17 protein-coding genes are annotated in these 18678 nt (G+C 62.8%); 12 read left to right on the top strand and 5 right to left on the bottom strand.

Annotated elements, in window-relative coordinates:
* Positions 1–26 precede the first annotated feature (26 nt).
* A complete protein-coding gene (locus tag LU688_RS20770) occupies positions 27–842 on the bottom strand; it encodes an MlaA family lipoprotein (protein ID WP_094011835.1) in 816 nt (271 codons plus the stop codon).
* Positions 835–2133 carry a serine/threonine protein kinase gene (locus LU688_RS20765; protein ID WP_031315201.1) on the bottom strand — a complete coding sequence of 433 codons (1299 nt, stop codon included), beginning with the start codon at positions 2131–2133 and terminating at the stop codon, positions 835–837. The genes LU688_RS20770 and LU688_RS20765 overlap by 8 nt, the downstream gene beginning before the upstream one ends.
* Positions 2134–2350: 217 nt before the next feature.
* On the opposite strand from LU688_RS20765, the gene LU688_RS20760 reads away from it, so the two are divergent.
* Positions 2351–2704, top strand: a complete 354-nt coding sequence (locus LU688_RS20760; RefSeq protein WP_094011836.1) for a hypothetical protein — start codon at positions 2351–2353, stop codon at positions 2702–2704.
* A 114-nt stretch (positions 2705–2818) separates the two neighbouring features.
* On the opposite strand, the gene LU688_RS20755 is transcribed toward LU688_RS20760, so the two are convergent.
* Positions 2819–4366 (bottom strand): glycoside hydrolase family 17 protein, encoded by a 1548-nt coding sequence (locus LU688_RS20755; RefSeq protein WP_094011837.1) that lies wholly within the window; start codon positions 4364–4366, stop codon positions 2819–2821.
* 222 nt (positions 4367–4588) lie between these two features.
* Here LU688_RS20755 and LU688_RS20750 point away from each other — a divergent pair, with 222 nt between their 5' ends.
* From LU688_RS20750 to LU688_RS20710, 9 genes are all read left to right on the top strand, one after another.
* Positions 4589–5449, top strand: a complete 861-nt coding sequence (locus LU688_RS20750; RefSeq protein WP_094011838.1) for a glycine betaine ABC transporter substrate-binding protein — start codon at positions 4589–4591, stop codon at positions 5447–5449.
* Between the two features lie 192 nt (positions 5450–5641).
* The gene (locus tag LU688_RS20745; RefSeq protein ID WP_023629970.1) at positions 5642–5953 is read left to right on the top strand and encodes a DUF485 domain-containing protein; all 312 of its coding nucleotides are present in this window, start codon (positions 5642–5644) and stop codon (positions 5951–5953) included.
* Positions 5950–7614 carry a cation acetate symporter gene (locus LU688_RS20740; RefSeq protein ID WP_038706600.1) on the top strand — a complete coding sequence of 555 codons (1665 nt, stop codon included), beginning with the start codon at positions 5950–5952 and terminating at the stop codon, positions 7612–7614. Before LU688_RS20745 ends, LU688_RS20740 begins: the two co-directional genes overlap by 4 nt.
* Before the next feature lie 199 nt (positions 7615–7813).
* Positions 7814–8293, top strand: coding sequence for a CS1 type fimbrial major subunit (locus tag LU688_RS20735; protein WP_023629971.1), 480 nt, complete (start codon positions 7814–7816; stop codon positions 8291–8293).
* 86 nt (positions 8294–8379) lie between these two features.
* Positions 8380–10890: a CS1-pili formation C-terminal domain-containing protein gene (locus LU688_RS20730; RefSeq protein ID WP_094011839.1), complete on the top strand. Its 2511-nt coding sequence runs from the start codon at positions 8380–8382 to the stop codon at positions 10888–10890.
* A gap of 168 nt (positions 10891–11058) precedes the next feature.
* Positions 11059–11793, top strand: a complete 735-nt coding sequence (locus LU688_RS20725) for a fimbrial biogenesis chaperone (RefSeq protein WP_094011840.1) — start codon at positions 11059–11061, stop codon at positions 11791–11793.
* Positions 11794–12005: 212 nt separating this feature from the next.
* Positions 12006–12998, top strand: a complete 993-nt coding sequence (locus tag LU688_RS20720; protein WP_232888248.1) for a hypothetical protein — start codon at positions 12006–12008, stop codon at positions 12996–12998.
* 30 nt (positions 12999–13028) lie between these two features.
* Complete coding sequence (locus LU688_RS20715) at positions 13029–13655, top strand: response regulator transcription factor (RefSeq protein ID WP_023630062.1); 627 nt, start codon at positions 13029–13031, stop codon at positions 13653–13655.
* 77 nt (positions 13656–13732) lie between these two features.
* Positions 13733–16966 carry a transporter substrate-binding domain-containing protein gene (locus tag LU688_RS20710; protein WP_414057740.1) on the top strand — a complete coding sequence of 1078 codons (3234 nt, stop codon included), beginning with the start codon at positions 13733–13735 and terminating at the stop codon, positions 16964–16966.
* Here the strand turns inward: LU688_RS20710 and LU688_RS20705 are convergent.
* Entirely contained in the window at positions 16894–17046 is a 153-nt protein-coding gene (locus tag LU688_RS20705) for a DUF3309 family protein (protein ID WP_023630061.1), read from the bottom strand. The two genes, LU688_RS20710 and LU688_RS20705, sit on opposite strands and share 73 nt — an antisense overlap.
* 211 nt (positions 17047–17257) lie before the next feature.
* Here LU688_RS20705 and LU688_RS20700 point away from each other — a divergent pair, with 211 nt between their 5' ends.
* Both LU688_RS20700 and LU688_RS20695 read left to right on the top strand, forming a co-directional pair.
* Positions 17258–18070 (top strand): SDR family oxidoreductase, encoded by an 813-nt coding sequence (locus tag LU688_RS20700; RefSeq protein ID WP_094011842.1) that lies wholly within the window; start codon positions 17258–17260, stop codon positions 18068–18070.
* A 128-nt stretch (positions 18071–18198) separates the two neighbouring features.
* Positions 18199–18384 carry a carbon storage regulator gene (locus LU688_RS20695; protein WP_023630059.1) on the top strand — a complete coding sequence of 62 codons (186 nt, stop codon included), beginning with the start codon at positions 18199–18201 and terminating at the stop codon, positions 18382–18384.
* Between the two features lie 7 nt (positions 18385–18391).
* Here LU688_RS20695 and LU688_RS20690 read toward each other — a convergent pair whose 3' ends face one another.
* Positions 18392–18619: a YheU family protein gene (locus tag LU688_RS20690; protein WP_023630058.1), complete on the bottom strand. Its 228-nt coding sequence runs from the start codon at positions 18617–18619 to the stop codon at positions 18392–18394.
* Positions 18620–18678 lie beyond the last annotated feature (59 nt).

Raw genomic sequence — 18678 nt, 5'->3', positions numbered from 1 at the left:
AGGGCCGCGTAGCGGCCCCATGCTTACTATTCGGCGATCTGCAACTTGCGCGACTGGGTATACACGTATCGCAGCTTCTCGTACTCGAACGGCGAGTTGGTCTGCCCGTAGCGGAAGTTGGTGGTGTAGCGCTTGTCCACTGCCCGCAGCACGGTCAGCTCCGGGTGGTCGCTGGCGGTGTCGGGCACGTTCAGGTAGTTGATTTCCTTCTCCCCCACGTAATCCACCACCAGCCCGGTGGTGTCGCGCAGGTTCGACGGCCCGAAGATCGGCAGCATCAGGTACGGTCCGTCCGGCACCCCGTAGAAGCCCAGGGTCTGGCCGAAGTCCTCGCTCTGCCGAGGCAGGCCCATCTTGGTCGCCGGGTCCCACAGGCCGCCGACCCCGATGATGGTGTTGAACATCAATCGGGCGGTGATCTGTGCCGAACGCTGAGGCTTGAGCTGTAGCACACTGTTGAAAAGGTTGGGCACATCACCCAGGTTGTTGAAGAAGTTGCTCACCCCGGTGCGCACGAAGCTGGGGGTGATGTAGCGGTAGCCGTCGACCACCGGCAGGAACACCCATTGGTCGAAGCGGTAGTTGAAGTGGTAGATGCGCCGATTCAGCGACTCCAGCGGGTCATAGATGTTCAGCGCGGCCAGGGTCGAGCGTTCGAATTCGCGCTGGTCCAGGCCGGGATTGAATTTCAGTTCGCGCAGCGGGTCGACGAAACCGTCCGATTCCACGGTGAGGGTTTCGGTCTTGTCGGCCTCGACCACGCTGGCACGTGGCGCGACTTCCTCGGCCAGGGCGCAGCCGCTGGCGAGCAGGGCGGTGACGAGCAGCAGTCTGTTAACCACGGAAGAACTCCAGCATGGCGTCGCTGTTGACGCGGTAGTTGAGGTTGCCGCAATGGCCGCCATGGGGGTAGAGCGTCAGGCGTTCGCCGAATACCCGGCGCAGGAAGCCGATATCGCCTGGGCCGAGAATCACATCGTCGGCGTTATGCATCACGGCGATCTTCGGGTTGTCACGCAGATAGTCCTCCAAGGCGTAAAGGCTCACCTGGTCGATCAGTTGCAGCAAGCTGTTGCCGTCGGTGCGCGCGCGCCACATCGGGATCACCTGCTCGGTCAGGTAGCAGTCGAAGTCGCACTGCAGGGCCCGTTTGAAGAAGGGTTCCAGGCTGCTGCCCTCGGTGATCGGGAATTTAGGCGGAATGATCAGCCCGCGACGGTTGATCAGGTCGGAGGTAAAGGCGATGTCGGCGGCCGAGAAGCGGAACGAGGTGCCGATGAGCATGGCCATCTGCTCGTTGGACAGGTGCTCCCGCGACTTCTGGAAGTCGTAGAGCAACGCATCATTGAGGTCGATATAGCCCTTGTCCTGGAAGTAGCGGGTGAGCTTTTCCAGCATCAGTTCATAGAAAGTGGTGCTGCGATCGATGCCCTTGACCCGGGTCTGCACCAGCTTGTCCAGGTTGGTGATCGAGGTGTACAGGTTGACCGGCGGGTTGAGCAGCAGCACACGCTTGAACTTGAAGCTTTGGCGGGTTTCGTCGAGCTTGCTGACGAACGCCGCGTCCAATGCACCCAGGCTGTAGCCGGTCAGGTAATACTCGCTGACCGGCAGGCGTGCCTGCTGGGCGCGCACCGCCTGCATGACCCGGTACAAGTCCTTGGCATCTTCGCTCGACACCCCAGGGGTAGCGAAGCGCGAGGCGGCGCTCATGAAGTCCCAACTGGTGGGCGAGGACAGCTGCACCACATGGTAGCCGGCCTGGTAGAACAGCTTCTTCAGGTATTCGTTGATGCTGCTGGAGTAGGGCGCGCCGGTGCCGGCGATCAGGAAGATCAGCGGCGCTTCGTGATCTTGCCTGGCCAGGCGGTAGCGCAGCTTCTTCACTGACCAGAAGTTGTCGGGCAGGGTGAACTCGCGTTCCGGGCGCAGGGTGAGGCTGTAGTCGGCCTGGTCGATGTCATCGTCGCTGGGCAGCGTCGGGCGCTTTTCCGGCGGCGTGGTGGCGATGGTCGCCTCGAACGGGTTGGTCAACGGGTAACCGTAGCTCGCGGCATCGACATCCCGCGCCGAGGCGGCCGCAGCCATGAGCAGGCCGCCGAGCAGGGCGGCGAGGCGCAAAGATCGAAGCATGTAGTCCCCCAAGGAAAACGCAAGGTCGTGCATTACGCAGGCTAGGACCACTGCAGACTGTACAAAGTTGCCCGTCGCCCTGTCGTTCGTCGCACCAGATGTTGCCGCGCCAGCCAACGTTTGTCTTGTGCAACATAGCTGCTAGGCCATGATTTTGCCTTTCAGCACTGCGCTGGGGGATCATGCAGCGTTTCCATTACCGCTGTTGGAGAACCGGATGTCTCGTACGTGGCCACTCTATGTCCTGCTGGCGTGCCTGGGCCTGTGGCTGGCGGCCAGCTATGGCGTGCGTTATGGGTTGATGGAGGATGCCCGGTGGGTCGGGTTGTGCAGTGCGTCAGGGGATACCTGGCAATGCCAGGCGCGATCATTGCTCGGGTTGGCAATCCACTTTCAGGTAATGGCCTGGGCGGCACTGGGCCTGGCGTTGGTCTGCCAGTTGTGGCCGGGGCGGGGCGGCTGGTGGCTGGCGGTGCTGGCGTTGGTGTTTGGGGGGCCGGCACTGGTGCTGTATACCGCGAGCATCGCGGTGTTTGCGTTGGTGCTGGCGGGGTTGCGGCTGGTGCGGTAAATGCGCGGCCGCTGGGCGGCCCTCGCCGGTAAGCCGGCTCCCACAAGGTCTGACACGCTTATCTTTGGGAGCCGGCTTGCCGGCGAATCGAGGACGAAGTCCTCGCGCTGGGTTTCACGCCGGGCGCAACCTCAGGCTGCGCCACAACGCCCCGACCATCAATACGCTGACCACCGCCCACCCCCACGCCTGCGGGTTCTGCAGCCCTTCGCGGAACAACTGTGGCGCCACCCCGGCACCCACGATGAAGGCGAGCAGGGCCACCTCGGCTCGCCGCGCCGGGACTGGTCGCAACAGATAGACCAGCGACGGCAGCAGCAACGCAGCGCTGGGAAAGCTGCGATAGCGGGGGTCGAATACCATCGCCAGCATGCTCACCGCCCCCGCGAACCCTGCCGCCAGCAACCATAAGCCTGCGTGCGCCTCGAGCCAGGCGAACAGCCGCTGGCGCCAGCCATCACGCCGGGCCAGCGCCAGTGCGCCGTGGGCCAGCACCAGCAGGTTCAGCCCGGCCAGGGCGAATGCCCATAACCACTCGCCGGCAAAGCGGGCATTGGTGCGAACCAGCTCCCCCCACAACCCCAGGCAGCCGGCGCCCAGGGCCACGAGCAACGGTAGCAGCAAGGTGGCGCGCTGGTCGGCTGGACGCCCGGCCAGGGCAAGGACCGCCAGCATCAGGGCCACGCTGGCCAGCAACCAGTGTGGCCACAGTGCCAGGTTGCTCACCGGCCCTTCGAGCACGCCCTTGTCCTGGCGGTCGGCGTCGTACAGCCCCCAGTAGCCGCCCACGGCGCCTTCGCTGGCGCGCTTCCACGGCTGGTCGAAGGCTTCGATCAGGTTGTAGCGCCAGCCGTTGGCTTCGGCCAGGGCGACGAAGCCGCGGATGAAGCGGGCCTCGTTGACCCGGCTCGGCTCGGCGGTTTCGCGCTGGCGGCCCTCGCTGGGCCAGCCGGTTTCACCGATCAGGATGTCCTTGGGCGCAAAGCGGTTGCCGAATACCTGGCGCACCTCGGCGACATGGGCCAGCGCCGCATCGATGCCGCGGGGCTCGTCCTCCCAGTAGGGCAGCAGGTGGATGGTCAGGAAATCCACCGCCGGTGCGATCTGGGGATGCTGCAGCCAGAACTCCCAGACATCGGCATAGGTCACTGGCACGCTGACCTGGCTTTTGACCTTGGCGATCAGGCCGGCCAGGCGCTCGCCGGTGATTTCCTTGCGTAGCAGCGCCTCGTTGCCGACGATCACCGCGCTGACCACGTCGGGGTTGGCGTTGGCCGCGGCGATCAGCAACTCTACTTCCTTGTCGGTGTCCAGCGGGTTGGCGTTGACCCAGGCGCCGAGCATCACTTTCAGCCCGTGCTTGCGCGCCAGCGCCGGGATCGCCTCGAGGCCGGTCATCGAGTAGGTACGGATGCACTGGAAACGCTCGCTGAGCAACGCCAGGTCGGCATCCATGCGCGCCGGGCGCAGGCGCAACGGCTGGTCGAAGGGCGACTGGTCCTTGTCGAAGGGGGTGTAAGAGGCGCACTGCAGCTTGTGCGTCGGGCTAGCGGCATCGGGCAGGTGCACGGGCCTGCCGAGCCCATACCAGAGGGCGGCGAGAAAGAGGAAGGCGAGCAGGCTGGCGAACAGGTAGAGCGTGCGCAACATCGGGCGGTCCATCGTCGTATTCGGGAGCTGGGGCTACTGCGCGGCCCCTGGGACCCGTGATAGTAGCCCGGCGCCAAGCATTTGGCATGCAAGGATCGCGCAGGCTGCCCTGACTGGGTGACGCTAATGGCACAGTGCTGTCGCTGATCGCTCGCTGAACGTCGCTGCCAGAGCAGGTCGCAGGCGCAGGCAGGTCGATGATGCAATCTCCAAGACCTGACGAGGGATGCTTTGATGGCGACTATTACAAGAATGCGACGTTTCCTGGGCGTGAGTACCGCCCTGGTTTTGGCCATGAGTACTGCGCAGGCAATGGCCAAGGAAGTCAGCATCGGTTACGTGGATGGCTGGTCCGACAGCGTCGCCACCACCAACGTGGCCGCCGAAGTGATCAGGCAGAAACTCGGCTATGACGTGAAGCTGCAGGCCGTTGCCACCGGCATCATGTGGCAGGGCGTGGCCACCGGCAAGCTCGATGCCATGCTCTCGGCCTGGCTGCCGGTGACCCACGGCGAGTACTGGACCAAGAACAAAGACAACGTGGTCGATTATGGCCCCAACTTCAAGGACGCCAAGATCGGCCTGATCGTCCCCGAGTACGTCAAGGCCAACAGTATCGAAGATCTCAAGACCGATCAGAGCTTCAAGCAGAAGATCGTCGGGATCGATGCCGGCTCCGGGGTCATGCTCAAGACCGATCAGGCCATCAAGGACTACGGCTTGACCGGGTACAAGCTGACCGCCAGCTCCGGCGCGGCGATGACTGCGGAGCTGGGCCGCTCCTACGCTAAACAACAATCCATCGCCGTGACCGGCTGGGTACCGCATTGGATGTTCGCCAAATGGAAGCTGAAGTTCCTCGAGGATCCAAAAGGCGTGTATGGCGCCGCTGAGACGGTCAACAGCATCGGCAGCAAGGAATTGGCGAGCAAGGCTCCGGAAGTTGCCGAGTTCCTCAAGAAGTTCCAGTGGCAGTCCAAGGATGAGATCGGTGAGGTGATGCTGGCGATCCAGGAAGGCGCCAAGCCCGAGGCGGCAGCCAAGGACTGGGTGGCCAAGCATCCGGAGCGGGTCAAGGAGTGGACCGGCAAGTAAGCGCTGGAAGAATCGCGGGCAAGCCCGCTCCCACAAGCATCGTGGGGGCGGGCTTGCCCGCGATGCGTTTGCGGTTGTTGCAAATTTTGCAAAACACCGTTGCATCTAAGACTAAGGTCGTCTGGTTGGCGTCCATCGGCAGAATAAAGTGGAGTCGGGTTCTCCCTAATCTGTGCTGCTAGGACAAAAACAATGAACGACAGCATTTACCAATCGATACAGAACAGTCCGCGCTTCAAGGAACTGGTCACCAAGCGCGAGCGTTTCGCCTGGATTCTCTCGGCGATCATGCTCGGTCTCTATTGCGCCTTCATCCTCCTCATCGCTTATGGCCCGCATGTGCTGGGTGCCAAGCTCAGCGCCGGCTCGTCGATCACCTGGGGCATCCCCCTCGGTGTCGGGCTGATCCTCTCGGCATTCGTGCTCACCGCGCTCTATGTCCGCCGCGCCAACGGCGAATTCGACGAGTTGAACAAGGCGATCCTCGAGGAGGCCAAGCAATGATCCGACACGCCAAAACCCTGGCCGTCCTGGCCTGCGGTGCCTTCGCACCCGCCGTGTGGGCCGCCGATGCCTTGACCGGTGAGGTGCAGAAACAACCGCTGAACGTCGCTGCCATCGCCATGTTCGTGGCCTTCGTCGCTTTCACCCTGGGTATTACCTACTGGGCCTCCAAGCGCAACAAGTCCGCGGCGGACTATTATGCCGCCGGCGGCAAGATCACCGGTTTCCAGAACGGCTTGGCAATCGCCGGTGACTACATGTCGGCAGCCTCGTTCCTGGGTATTTCCGCCCTGGTGTTCACCTCGGGCTACGATGGCCTGATCTACTCCATTGGCTTCCTGGTCGGCTGGCCGATCATCCTCTTCCTGATTGCCGAACGCCTGCGCAACCTGGGCAAGTACACCTTCGCCGATGTTGCCTCGTATCGTCTCGGTCAAAAGGAAATCCGCACCCTGTCGGCTTCCGGTTCGCTGGTGGTGGTGGCGTTCTACCTGATCGCGCAGATGGTCGGTGCCGGCAAGCTGATCGAGTTGCTGTTTGGCCTGGACTACCATGTCGCAGTGATCCTGGTCGGTATCCTGATGTGCCTGTATGTGCTGTTCGGCGGCATGCTGGCCACCACCTGGGTGCAGATCATCAAGGCGGTGCTGTTGCTGTCCGGCGCCAGCTTCATGGCATTGATGGTGATGAAGCACGTCGGCTTCGACTTCAACACCCTGTTCTCCGAAGCGATCAAGGTACACGCCAAGGGCGAGGCGATCATGAGCCCGGGTGGTCTGGTCAAGGACCCGATCTCGGCCTTCTCGCTGGGCCTGGCGCTGATGTTCGGCACCGCCGGCCTGCCGCACATCCTGATGCGCTTCTTCACCGTCAGTGACGCCAAGGAAGCCCGCAAGAGCGTGCTCTACGCCACTGGTTTCATCGGTTACTTCTACATCCTGACCTTCATCATCGGCTTCGGCGCGATCCTGCTGGTCAGCACCAACCCCGACTTCAAGGATGCCGCCGGCGCCCTGATCGGCGGCAACAACATGGCAGCGGTACACCTGGCCGACGCGGTAGGTGGCAGCGTGTTCCTCGGCTTCATCTCGGCAGTGGCCTTCGCCACCATCCTCGCGGTGGTCGCGGGCCTGACCCTGGCTGGTGCCTCGGCGGTGTCCCATGACCTGTACGCCAGCGTCTGGCGCAAGGGCAAGGCCAACGACAAGGACGAGATCCGCGTGTCGAAGATAACCACCGTCGCCCTGGGCGTGCTGGCGATCGGCCTGGGCATCCTCTTCGAGAAGCAGAACATCGCCTTCATGGTCGGCCTGGCCTTCTCCATCGCCGCCAGCTGCAACTTCCCGGTGCTGTTGCTTTCGATGTACTGGAAGAAACTGACCACCCGCGGCGCCATGATCGGCGGCTGGATGGGCCTGGTCAGCGCGGTGGGCCTGATGATCCTCGGCCCGACCATCTGGGTGCAGATCCTCGGTCATGAGAAAGCCATCTATCCCTACGAGTACCCGGCGCTGTTCTCCATGATCATCGCCTTCGCCGGTATCTGGTTCTTCTCGGTCACCGACAAGTCCAAGGCAGCCGAGAACGAACGTGCACTGTTCTTCCCGCAGTTCGTCCGTTCGCAGACCGGCCTGGGGGCCAGTGGCGCAGTCTCGCACTGATACCTCGCGCGGAACACACAATGCCCCGGCCAATGCCGGGGCATTGTGCTTCCAGGCTTGTGACATGACTTGCCGCTAGGAAATTTCTTAGGCTCGCTCGGAACGGTCTTAGTCATCGTCGTGACGTATTCACCAATACTTCTCCTCACCCGCTGGCCATGCGCCGGCAGGCATTGACCACTTCAAGGAGATCAGATTCGTGAAACGTACGTTACTCGCCCTTCCCCTGGCCATGTTCTTCGCGGGCTCCGCTTTTGCGGTGGACCCGATCGAGAAGCAGGTCCAGGTGACTGCCCAGGTGCCGACCGACGCTTTCTTCGTCGAACCGGTGGGCGGCAACTGGATGAACGACCCGCAGGAAATGGCCTGGAACTCGTATCAGGCCAAGCTCGATCCGATCCGCAAGGAATTGCAGGTCAAGAGCACTGTGGGCCCGATCACCGCCTATCTGGTTTCGCCGGCGGTCATCGCCAGTGGCACCGAAAACATCGGCCTCGACGTCAAGGTCGGCGACACCGTGTTGCAGACCACCCCTGCCGAAGTCGTCAGCGCCACCCAGGCGGCACCGGGCGCGATCATTGGCTTCGAGGTGGCGGCCCAGCCTGCGCCAGCTAGTGGTTATGTGCCGGGCAACTACCAGGGCCTGGTGAGCATGATCTTCGAAACCGCCGCACCCTGAGTCCTCTCTCTTCGTTCATCCGTTGTTCCCCCTGACCCTCGGCTCCCGCCGAGGGGCGGGTGGGTATTGCCTGCAAGCGACGCCTCATGACCAATCATTCCACCCTGGCGGCCATGGGCCGCTGGTTGCTGTTGCCGGCCTGGCTGGCCGTCCATTCGCCCGCCAGCCAGGCCGCCGGCAATGCACTTGGTGCCCTCGATGGCCTGCCGCGCGAGTTCGAAGCACATTTTTTTGATGTGCCGCTGGCAGTCCGGGTCGACCTCGATGGGCGCTACCTCGGTGATGCCATGGTGGTGCTCAGTCGCGATCAGCGCGTGCAACTGCTGGAGTTCACCGATACCCTCGACAGCCGTGAACCGGAAAGCCTGCGCCGCCGCTGGCGCGAGCGCCTGATTGACGGCCGTCCGTTGGGGGACTGTCGCGCCGATTGCCCCGACGGCCTGCGCGCGGTGCACTACAGCCTGGTGAACTCGCAGCTGTCGCTATTGACCGACCAGGCCGAGATCTCCGATGTCAGTGAACGTTTTCATCGTCAGCCGGAGCAGGGCAGCTATGGGCTGCTGCTGCGCAACCAGCTCAACCTGGTCAATGACGGCCATGCCACCAGTGGTCGTTATGCCTTGCAGGGCCAGGGCAGCGTGGGCAACTGGACCACCTTGGCCGACGGCCAGCTCGACCGGGGCAGCGACAGCCGCCAGGGCACGCGCCATCGGGTCGACCAGTTGTATGCCGAGCGCCTGGTGGAAAACCAGTTCTATCGGCTGGGATACTTCACTCCCAGCGCCCAGGGTTTGACCCGCCAGCCGCGGTTGATGGGCTCCAGGGCTGACACCACCCTTGGCCTGATGCTTGGCAGCAGCGACAGCCTGACTATCGACACTGGCGCACCCAGTGCCACGCCGATCTACGTGACCCCCAATCGTCCAGCCGTCGCCGAGGTCTATCGCAATGGCGTGCTGATCAACAGTCAACCGGTGCAGCCTGGTTTGCAGGCCCTCGACACCAAAGTGCTGCCCGGAGGCATCTACGAAGTCGAGGTGCGCCTGGTCGAAGACGGCCAGGAAACCTCGCGCAGTCAGGAATTCATCTACAAACCCAGCAACTGGCGCAGCACCGACGCGCCCTGGCGCTACAACCTGTACCTGGGGCGCCAGAGCACGTTGTTGAGCAACTGGGAGCGGGGCAACGACGACAGCCTCGCCGCTGGCGTGCTGGCCAACTACATGCTGCATCCGCGGGCGATCCTGGGCTTGTCGGCGCAGCGCGTCGATGACGCCCTGCAGTATGGCACCTCGCTGGACTGGGACATGCGGGAGCGGTTCAAGCTTTACGCCAACCTGTTCCAGACGCAAGGCCAGGGCAACGGCTACGACTTCCAGCTGATCCATGCCTATGACAGTGGCTCGTTTGTTGCCAGCCACAGTCGAACCTGGCTGGCGCGCCCTGAATGGCGTCGCCTCGATGATGGAGCGTCGCGGCCATTCCAGGCACGCCAGACGCAGTCGTCCCTGTCGCTGAGCCATCGCCTCGATCCGCGCAATACCGTCAGCATGCGGCTGTCGCAGGCTGAAGGCGCCAATGCCGGCACCGGTCTCGACCTGGGGTGGTCGTACTATGGCCGGCTGCTGGGCTCCGATGCCAACTGGCGGTTGTCGCTGTTCGATCGTCCAGGAACGGCAGCCACCGGCGAGTCTCGCAGCCGCGGCGTCAACTTGAGCCTGAGCATGAGTCTGGGTGGCGGCAGTGGTCGGCGTGTGTCCGCCAGTGTCGGCAGCCGCACCTCGCGCGACGGTGGTCGCGACCTCAACGCCTCGCTGGCCTACCAGCAAGATGTCGATATCGGCCCACTGCGCAGCGTCGGCGCTACGCTCACTGCGGACCGCTACGGCGCAGGGCTTGGCGGCGACACCCAGTTCGAGAACCAGGTCGTGCACGGCGACGCCTATGTCCAGCGTTCGTCCTACAGCGGCGACTTCAACGGTGGCCTCAATCTGCAGAGCATGTTGGCCGTGGGAGCTGGCAAGGCGGCCATGAGTGGTCAGTACCTGCCGCACCAGGCCGGGCTGATCGTAGATGTCGAGACCGATATCGACGGGTTGAAGCTGCGCGCCGACGACCGCCATGGCGGTTCCGCCAACCTGCGGCCTGGGCGCAACGTGATCCCGGTTGCAGCCTACAAGGCCGGGCATGTGCAGTTCGACTTCGAGGGCAGCGCGGGCACCGCAGCCGTCATCCAACCCGCGAGCCTGGACTATCACCTCAACCGTGGCGGCATCGAATACCGTCAACTGCGGGTGTTGCGTACCGTTACCGTGTTGGGGCGCCTGTTTGACGAGCATGGCAAGCCGATGCGCGGCGCCCAGGTGATCAATCACGCCAGCCGCAGTGTTACCGAAACCGATGGCTTCTTTGCGGTCGAGATGAGCGAGTCGACCCCTAGCCTGGAGGTTCGCCAACAAGGGCGAGCGGTGTGTCTGCTCAGCCTGGACATCAACACCCTCGAGCGCGAGGACGATGTGCTGCTGGCTGGCGATCAACGTTGTGTGCCTGGGGTGGCGCAGGTCGAAGCAGCGGTTGCACGCAATGGGCAGGGTTAAGCCGTTCAGTAAGACGCATCTCAGGTGATAGCCCTGCACAGAGCAAAGGCCTACTGCCGTTTGGGACGTTTCAGGTTGCCATGCGGGAAGGATCCCGCTGGTTCGGCCATGGCCACGGAGCCACTCCCCATCAATACTTTCCCGTCAATGACGCACGGAGTTCGCATCATGAATATTTTCCGCCTGCTGGCCTCGACACTGCTGACGCTGCCCCTGGTCGCCAGTGCCGCCCCCGAGCTCAATGTCGGCGCGCTTTACGACTACATTGACGGTGACAAGAGCACCTTGCTCAAGCGGGTACGCAACAGCGGCGACACCACTGCGTTCGTCAAGGTCAGCGTCGCCGAACTGGTGTATGACGCAACTGGCGTTGCCCGTGAAATTGTCACTGATGGGCTGCCACTGGAGCAGCGCGGCTTGGTCGCCAGCCCGGCGCGGCTGATCGTACCCGCCCAAGGCATGCAAGCGGTACGCCTGCTTTACCGTGGCTCACGGGAGCAGGAGCGCTATTTCCGTCTGCGCTTCGTGCCGGTGCTACCGGAGCAGGGCGATGGTTTCATGGTGGATGAGCAGGAGGCTGAAAAGTACCGTGACAGCCTCAAGGCTGGGGTCAATCTGCTGGCCGGATATGGCTCGCTGTTGTTCGTCCGGCCTGCCGAGACACGTTATCAGACCCACGTAGGGCGCGCAGGCGGACAACTGACGGTCGTGAACCAGGGTAATGCCACGGTCGTGCTCGATCATTTTCGCCTGTGCCAAGCCGCAGGGCAGAAATGTGGGCCCGCCACCAAACACCACATCCTGCCGGGTCGCACCCGACAGTTCGATGGGCAGGTCGGCAAGGTGCATCAGCTCGAGTTAATCGAGGGCGGTAATGCCAAGGCAATGGTGGTGGAGGGATGATCGTGCGTTTTTCTTCCACCAGACAGCGAGGGTGGGCGCGCTGGGGCTGGGCGATTGTACTGTGCGGGGTCATGCCAGTGGCCAGCGCATTGGAAGTGACTATCAGCGCACAGTATCGGGGTGGCGGATCAGGTCGCTTCGAAAACACAACCCCACCGGGTGGGGTGTGCAGGTACTGGCCTGCCACGTGCGGAGGGGTCACGACGGTCGACTTGCCGATTACCTTCACGAAAAAAGCGGTACAGGAGGCGGCGGATCCGCGCGACGAGTTCTTCCTGCAGCTTCCCGGGCGGCGTGAGGTGGATGTCTACCACGATGAAACCGGTGAGCCGCGACGAATGAGCTTCGAGTGGACGTTGTTCAGCGTGGTTGCCAAGAGCGCAAGACTCGATCGCAATCCAACCTATAGCCGGATACTCGGAGGATGTGTTTCCGGTGGTGGAGCGTCCGGCGGTTGGGGGGATGGCAGGGCTCGGGTGCTTTGGCGTCTCAGTGATTCGCTGACGCCTGGAGCTTGCTGGTCGCGTAGCACCTATGCCCCCGCAGGCACTGTGATGCAGGCTGACGTGGAAGAACTCAGTGTGGGTTTCAACCTGAACATACCGCCACCGTACCGGCTCAAGGCCGGCAAGTACCGGGGCTTCACCACCTTTCGCATCGGACCGGGCGGTGATTTCGACTTTGGTAACGATGTCAGCAACCTGAGTGGTGACAGCCTCACCGTCAATTTCGAACTCGATGTGCAGCACGCCTTCATGTTCGAGTTTCCACCCGGCTCTGATCGCGCTGTGCTGGAGCCCAGGAACGGCTGGCAGGCCTGGTTGGCAGGTGGCAAGGCGCCGCAGCGCATCTATCGCGACCTGCCGTTCAGGGTGTGGTCCACCGGCCCGTTCAAGGTCTACAAGCTTTGCCAGCACGACATGGGCGCGCATTGCGCGATCAGCAGTGACGAAGGGGAACAGGTGGCCGTGGAGGTCGCCATGAGTCTGCCTGCGGGTATCCAGCACCGGGGCCAGGCGGTGGAACGCCTGCAGTTGCCTACTGGCCGCTTCGCGGCGCTTCAGTTCGAGGCCGCCATGCCAACGCTGAACCGACCAGGCCAGTTGCATTTCGAGGTGGGACGCAATGATGTACAAGCGATGCTCAAGCACCCTGGCAGTAATTATGCCGGCCAGGTCACCGTTGTCTTCGACGCCGAGCTTTAAGCGGCTGACGTAGCGCGCGAGGTAAACGCTATGCACAGAGCCCTTGTGGTCGACGACCACCCTTTCATCCGCAGCACTGTCTGTATGCTGCTGCGCCAGCAACGCCTGGAGATCATCGGCCAGGCCGACAATGGCATCGACGCGGTGCGCCTGGCCCGTGAGCAGACACCGGACCTGGTGATTCTCGATATCGCCATGCCGGGCCTGGACGGGCTGGAAGTAATCGCCCGGATCAAGGCCCTGGGGACGCTCACCCGTATAGTGGTGCTGACCTCGCAACTGGCCGAGTCCTACTCGTTGCGCTGCATGCAAGCTGGGGCCGTTGGGTATGTGTCCAAAACCGATGATCTCGATGAACTCGGCAAAGCGGTACGCGCAGTTCTGTCAGGCTACAGCTACTTTCCCGAAGTGGCGCTCAGCTCGGTCAACCGCCGCGACCTGCAGGCAACCGAGGCACAGTGCATCGCCAGTTTGACCGATCGCGAGTTGATGGTCCTCCAGCACCTGGCGCGAGGCTATAGCAACAAGGCCATCGGCGAGGCGATGTTGCTGAGCAACAAGACCATCAGCACCTACAAGATTCGCCTGCTGGAAAAGCTGCGACTCAGCTCGTTGATCGACCTGGCGGATTTCGCCCGTCGCAACGCGCTCATCTGAGCGCGGTCCCCGTGTTCCTGCGTGCCTTGCTGATAGGGATACTGGGGGGGCTGAGCTACCTGCCAACTTGCGGGGCCGTGCAATTGCATGCACGTCCCGCCCCACAGACGCCGCCGCCGGCCCTGGATAACGAGGAACTGCGTTGGCTGTGGGAGCACCGCGAGTTGCGCCTGGGCGTGATCGCCCGTGACAATCCACCGTTCGACATGCTTACCACAGGGCAGGCCTACGAGGGCATCACCGCCGACTACGTCGGACTGCTGGCGAGCCAACTGCGCCTCGAAGTGCAGTTGCAGGTGTTTGCATCGTTCGCCGAGGCGGCAGCTGCCCTGCGCCAAGGCAGTATCGACCTGCTCGGGTCCGTCAGCCCACAGCAGGCGCTTGAGGCAGGTTTGCATCTGTCTGCGCCCTATGCTCAGGATCGCCCCTTGCTGGTCGCCCCGCAGCAGCATGCGCGGGAACGAGTCAGCAGGGGCGCCAGCTTCAGGTTGGCGCTGGTCGACGGATACCGCCCGCGTGAACAGGTTCAGGCGTTGTACCCCTTGGCCGAAATCCAGCTTCATCCCTCGCCGTTCAGTGCCTTGGCGGCCCTCGCCTTGGGTGACGCCGACCTTTATCTGGGCAGCACGCTGGGAAGCCGTTATCTCCTGGGCCGCAACCAATGGAACGGTGCCGAGGAAATTGGCCATGCGGCCCTGGCCCGCCAGGCTGTCGGTTTTGCCATGGCCCGGGACAACAAGGCGTTGATCGGCCTGGTGGATCGGGTACTGGACGGCCTTGGTGATCAGCATGCGGATATTCACGAGCGTTGGCACGCCCGACCTGCTGCCGTGCACAGGTCGCCAGGCATCCCGCTGAGCGATGCCGAGCGGCACTGGCTAGCCGAAAACCCACGCATCAAGGTCCTGGTGAATGAACAGGCGATGCCGCTGAGCTATCGCGATGGTAAAGGGCAACTGCAAGGGCTGAGCCTCGATCTGTTGCAATTGCTTGGTCGGCGAACGGGCTTGGAGTTTCAGGTCGAGGCAGGTGGTACTACGGCACAGATGGTCGAGCAGGTGCGTATGGGAAAGGCACAACTGATTGCCGGCCTGCCCTACAGCCCGGCGCGTGGAGAGCGCCTGGGATTCAGTCGAGGCTATCTGAGCTCTGCGTATGTACTGGTGATGCAGGGGCACGCCGACCGGCCAGCTGAGCTGGCCCAGCTGAACGGGCGGCGGCTGGCACTGGAGGAGGGCAGCTTGGCGCAGGTGTTGCTGGCCCAGGCGTATCCGAGGGTCGTGCAGTCACCGGTCAGTGGCGCATTGGAGGCGGTACACGCGGTGGCCGCCGGGAGGGTCGCGGCAGCCGTTTTGCCCCTCGACCAGGCCCGCTTGCTGGTCGCGCGCTGGTACCCGGGGCGGCTGCGGATCAGCAGTCTGGCCTTGCCAGCGGCGCATTTCGCGTTCGCCAGCAGCCCGGGGACGGTTCATCTCCAGAGCATCCTTGACAAGGCAATGCTCGACCTTGCCCCACGCGAAATCGATGCTTTGGTCCGGCGCTGGCGCAGTCCGCTGATCGTTGCCGCCAGTGCCTGGCAGCGGTACCGGCCTCACCTGCTGCTGGGATTTCTCGGCGCTTTTGTCGCATTGGTGGTGGCGCTGCTGTGGATCCGCTACCTACGCCGTCTGCAGGTGCAACTGCGGCGGGCCAAGCAAGGGGCCGAGGCAGCAAGCCACGCCAAGACGCATTTTCTGGCAGCCATGAGCCATGAAATCCGTACGCCGTTGCATGCCCTTCTGGGCATGCTGGAACTTGCCCAGCGCAAGGCGAGCCAGGGCGTGCTCGATCACTTGGCCATCGAGGTGGCCGCTGACGCTGCCCGGGGACTCCAGGAGCTGATCGGCGATATCCTCGATGTAACCCGTATCGAGGCGGGCGAGTTGCAGTTGACGCCGGCAGTGGCATGCCTGCGCCAACAGGTGTCGCAGGTTATCCAGTGGTTCGACCACCAGGCCCGTGACAAGGGATTGCGGCTCGATCTGACTGTTGAGGGAGAAGTTGACCGCCCGGTGCTGCTTGACCCGGTGCGCTTTCGGCAGGTGTTGGCGAACCTGTTGAGTAATGCGATCAAGTTCACCCCGCAGGGGCGGGTACAGGTGAGTGTCTGTGCTCAGTCCCGCAGCGATCGCCTGGTGGTACGCCTGATCGTCGAGGACACCGGTATCGGCATTGCCAAGGCCGAATTGGCCGAGCTGGGCCAGCCCTTTCGCCAGGCCAGCAACCAGTCCCAGTCCCCGCGCTGCAGTACCGGGCTTGGCTTGGGCATCTGCCGCAGCTTGTGCCAGATGATGGGCGGTGACTTGCAGTTGAACAGCGAGCTGGGCAGGGGCACCCAGGCGCAAATTCACCTGGAGCTGCCAATACCCCCACTGGATCCGTCAGCGACCGTGGTTGAGCGATGCGGTGATGCCCCTTCGGATGCTGTACCGCTGCGCGTGCTGGTGGTGGACGACTATCCGGCGAATCGATTGCTGTTGGCTCAGCAACTCGACTACCTAGGGCATCAGGCGCGGGTTGCCGAAGATGGAGCGCAGGCTCTACGGCTGTGGTTGAACGAGCACTTCGATGTCGTCATCAGCGATTGCCGCATGCCGCGCCTCGACGGTTATGGTTTGGCCAAGGCGATTCGTCTGCATGAGCGACGCAAGGGCCGGACAGCGTGTCGGTTGGTCGGGCTCACCGCCAGCGCGTTGGCGGACGAACGACGGCGATGCCGTGCGGCAGGCATGGATGATTGCCTATTCAAACCCCTAGGCTTGCAGGCGCTGATTGGCGCCCTGGGCGGTAGTGTTGCGCAGCAGGGCAAGCGTCTGGGGGCTCAGTGCGCGGACAAGGCGGTGTTCGATTTCGAGCATCTGCGACAGTTGGCGGACAATGATCAGGGCGCGCTGGAGGCGGTGCTCGCCGACCTGCGTCGCAGCAACCGTGATGATCTCGCCCGCCTGGCAGATTCAGCCGAGGACCCAATGGCTCTGGCGGTCTTGGCGCACCGGGTCAAGGGCGGCGCACGCATCTTGCGCGCGGTTGACCTTATCAACGCCTGCGAGCGGCTCGAAGGCAGTTGTGCCCGCGAGCCCTTGGATCTTGAACGACTGCGCCGAGATGCTCAGGCCTTGCATGCGGTGATGCAAGACCTGGAGCGCTATCTGGCCAGTTTCACTCAGGACTCAGGGATGAGTCTCATGCCAGACCGGGTTCATATCCTGCCAAGCAACAAGAGGATCAACAGGACCACCAGTACCACCCCGATAATGCCGGACGGGCCGTAACCCCAAGCGCGGGAGTGAGGGAAAACCGGTAAGCCGCCGATCAGCAGCAGGATCAGGATGATGATGAGTATCGTGGTCATGGCGAAGTCCTTGCGTTATGGAAGGGCTGGGGCATAGCGGTAGCCGCTTAATGTTTCCGACCGGTGCCCTTGGATAAAAATTCAATCCACCTGCCTGGCGTTTTAATGGCCTGCCGCCCGATGGCGCCGTATTCAGCAGTTTGATGCCGTACCGGCAGCCGTGGAGTTGTGGCTAGACTCCAGCCATTCCCACTGTTCAAGGCGCTGCACCATGCACAACCGAATGATGATCACTGGCGCCGGCTCCGGCCTTGGCCGCGAGATTGCCCTGCGCTGGGCCCGGGAGGGCTGGCATTTGGCCCTGGCAGACGTCAATGAGGCGGGGCTGCGCGAGACCCTGGCCTTGGTGCGCCAGGCGGGTGGCGACGGCTTCACCCAACGCTGCGACGTGCGCGATTACAGCCAGCTTACCGCCCTGGCCCAGGCTTGCGAGGAGAAGTTCGGTGGGGTCGATGTGATCGTCAACAATGCCGGAGTGGCCTCTGGTGGCTTTTTCGCCGAGCTGTCCCTGGAGGACTGGGACTGGCAGATCGCGGTCAACCTGATGGGCGTGGTCAAGGGCTGCAAGGCGTTCCTGCCACAGCTCGAGCGCAGCCGCGGGCGAATCATCAACATTGCCTCGATGGCGGCGCTGATGCAGGGGCCGGGCATGAGCAACTACAACGTGGCCAAGGCCGGCGTATTGGCGCTCTCTGAGAGCCTGCTGGTGGAGCTGCGCCAGGTGGAGGTAGCGGTGCATGTGGTGTGCCCGTCATTCTTCCAGACCAACTTGCTCGATTCGTTCCGTGGGCCAGATCCGGCGATGAAGGCGCAAGTGGGCAGGCTATTGGAAGGCTCGCCGATCAATGCGGCCGATATCGCCGAGTACATCCATGCTCGGGTGGCTGCTGGAGAGTTCCTGATCCTTCCCCATGAAGCCGGGCGACAGGCCTGGAAACTCAAGTGTCAGGCGCCTCAGCGGCTATACGATGACATGGCGGACATGGCGGTCAAGATGCGGGCAAAGTCGCGTAAAGCTAACTAATCAGAGAGTTTCTGTAGGTTTTCTTTACCTTCACAAGTAGGAAATGTCTATTTCTGCGACGAAGGATTGAGTAGGCGAAAGCTGGCGAGGCAGTCTCCGATTTTCCCTTGAGCGAGAGGCAACGGAGCATGCTGGTTATCGGACGCGAAGTGGGCGAAGTCATCGTCATTGACGGCGGCATCAGGATTCAGGTGATGTCGGTGGAGAACGGCCAGGTGCGCTTCGGCATCTGCGCTCCTCGAGATGTTGAGGTGCATCGGATAGAAGTCTACAAACGTATCAAGGCCCTGGAGCTACAGAAGCAGCGGGCCTGACGGGCCGTTACTCCAGCAGTTCCCGCGGCACTTCATGCCGGGCCAGCAACTGGCATTGCTGGCTTTCCAGGTCGAACAAGATGAACGCCTGCCCTTTGGCCAGTGCCTGGCGTACCCGAAGCACCCGTGTTTCCAGCGGTGTGTCGTCGCCATTGTCGGTGCCGTCGCGGGTGACGAAATCCTCGATCAGGCGGGTCAGGGTTTCGCTTTCGAGTTGGTCGTGGGGAATCAGCATGGGATTGCGCAGTGGTGAAGGGAATGAGCACATGCTACGTGAAATCATCTGTCATGCGC

The organism is Pseudomonas soli, assembly GCF_021283165.2.
GTDB lineage: Bacteria > Pseudomonadota > Gammaproteobacteria > Pseudomonadales > Pseudomonadaceae > Aquipseudomonas > Aquipseudomonas soli.
This window is presented reverse-complemented; position numbering and strand designations above follow the sequence as displayed.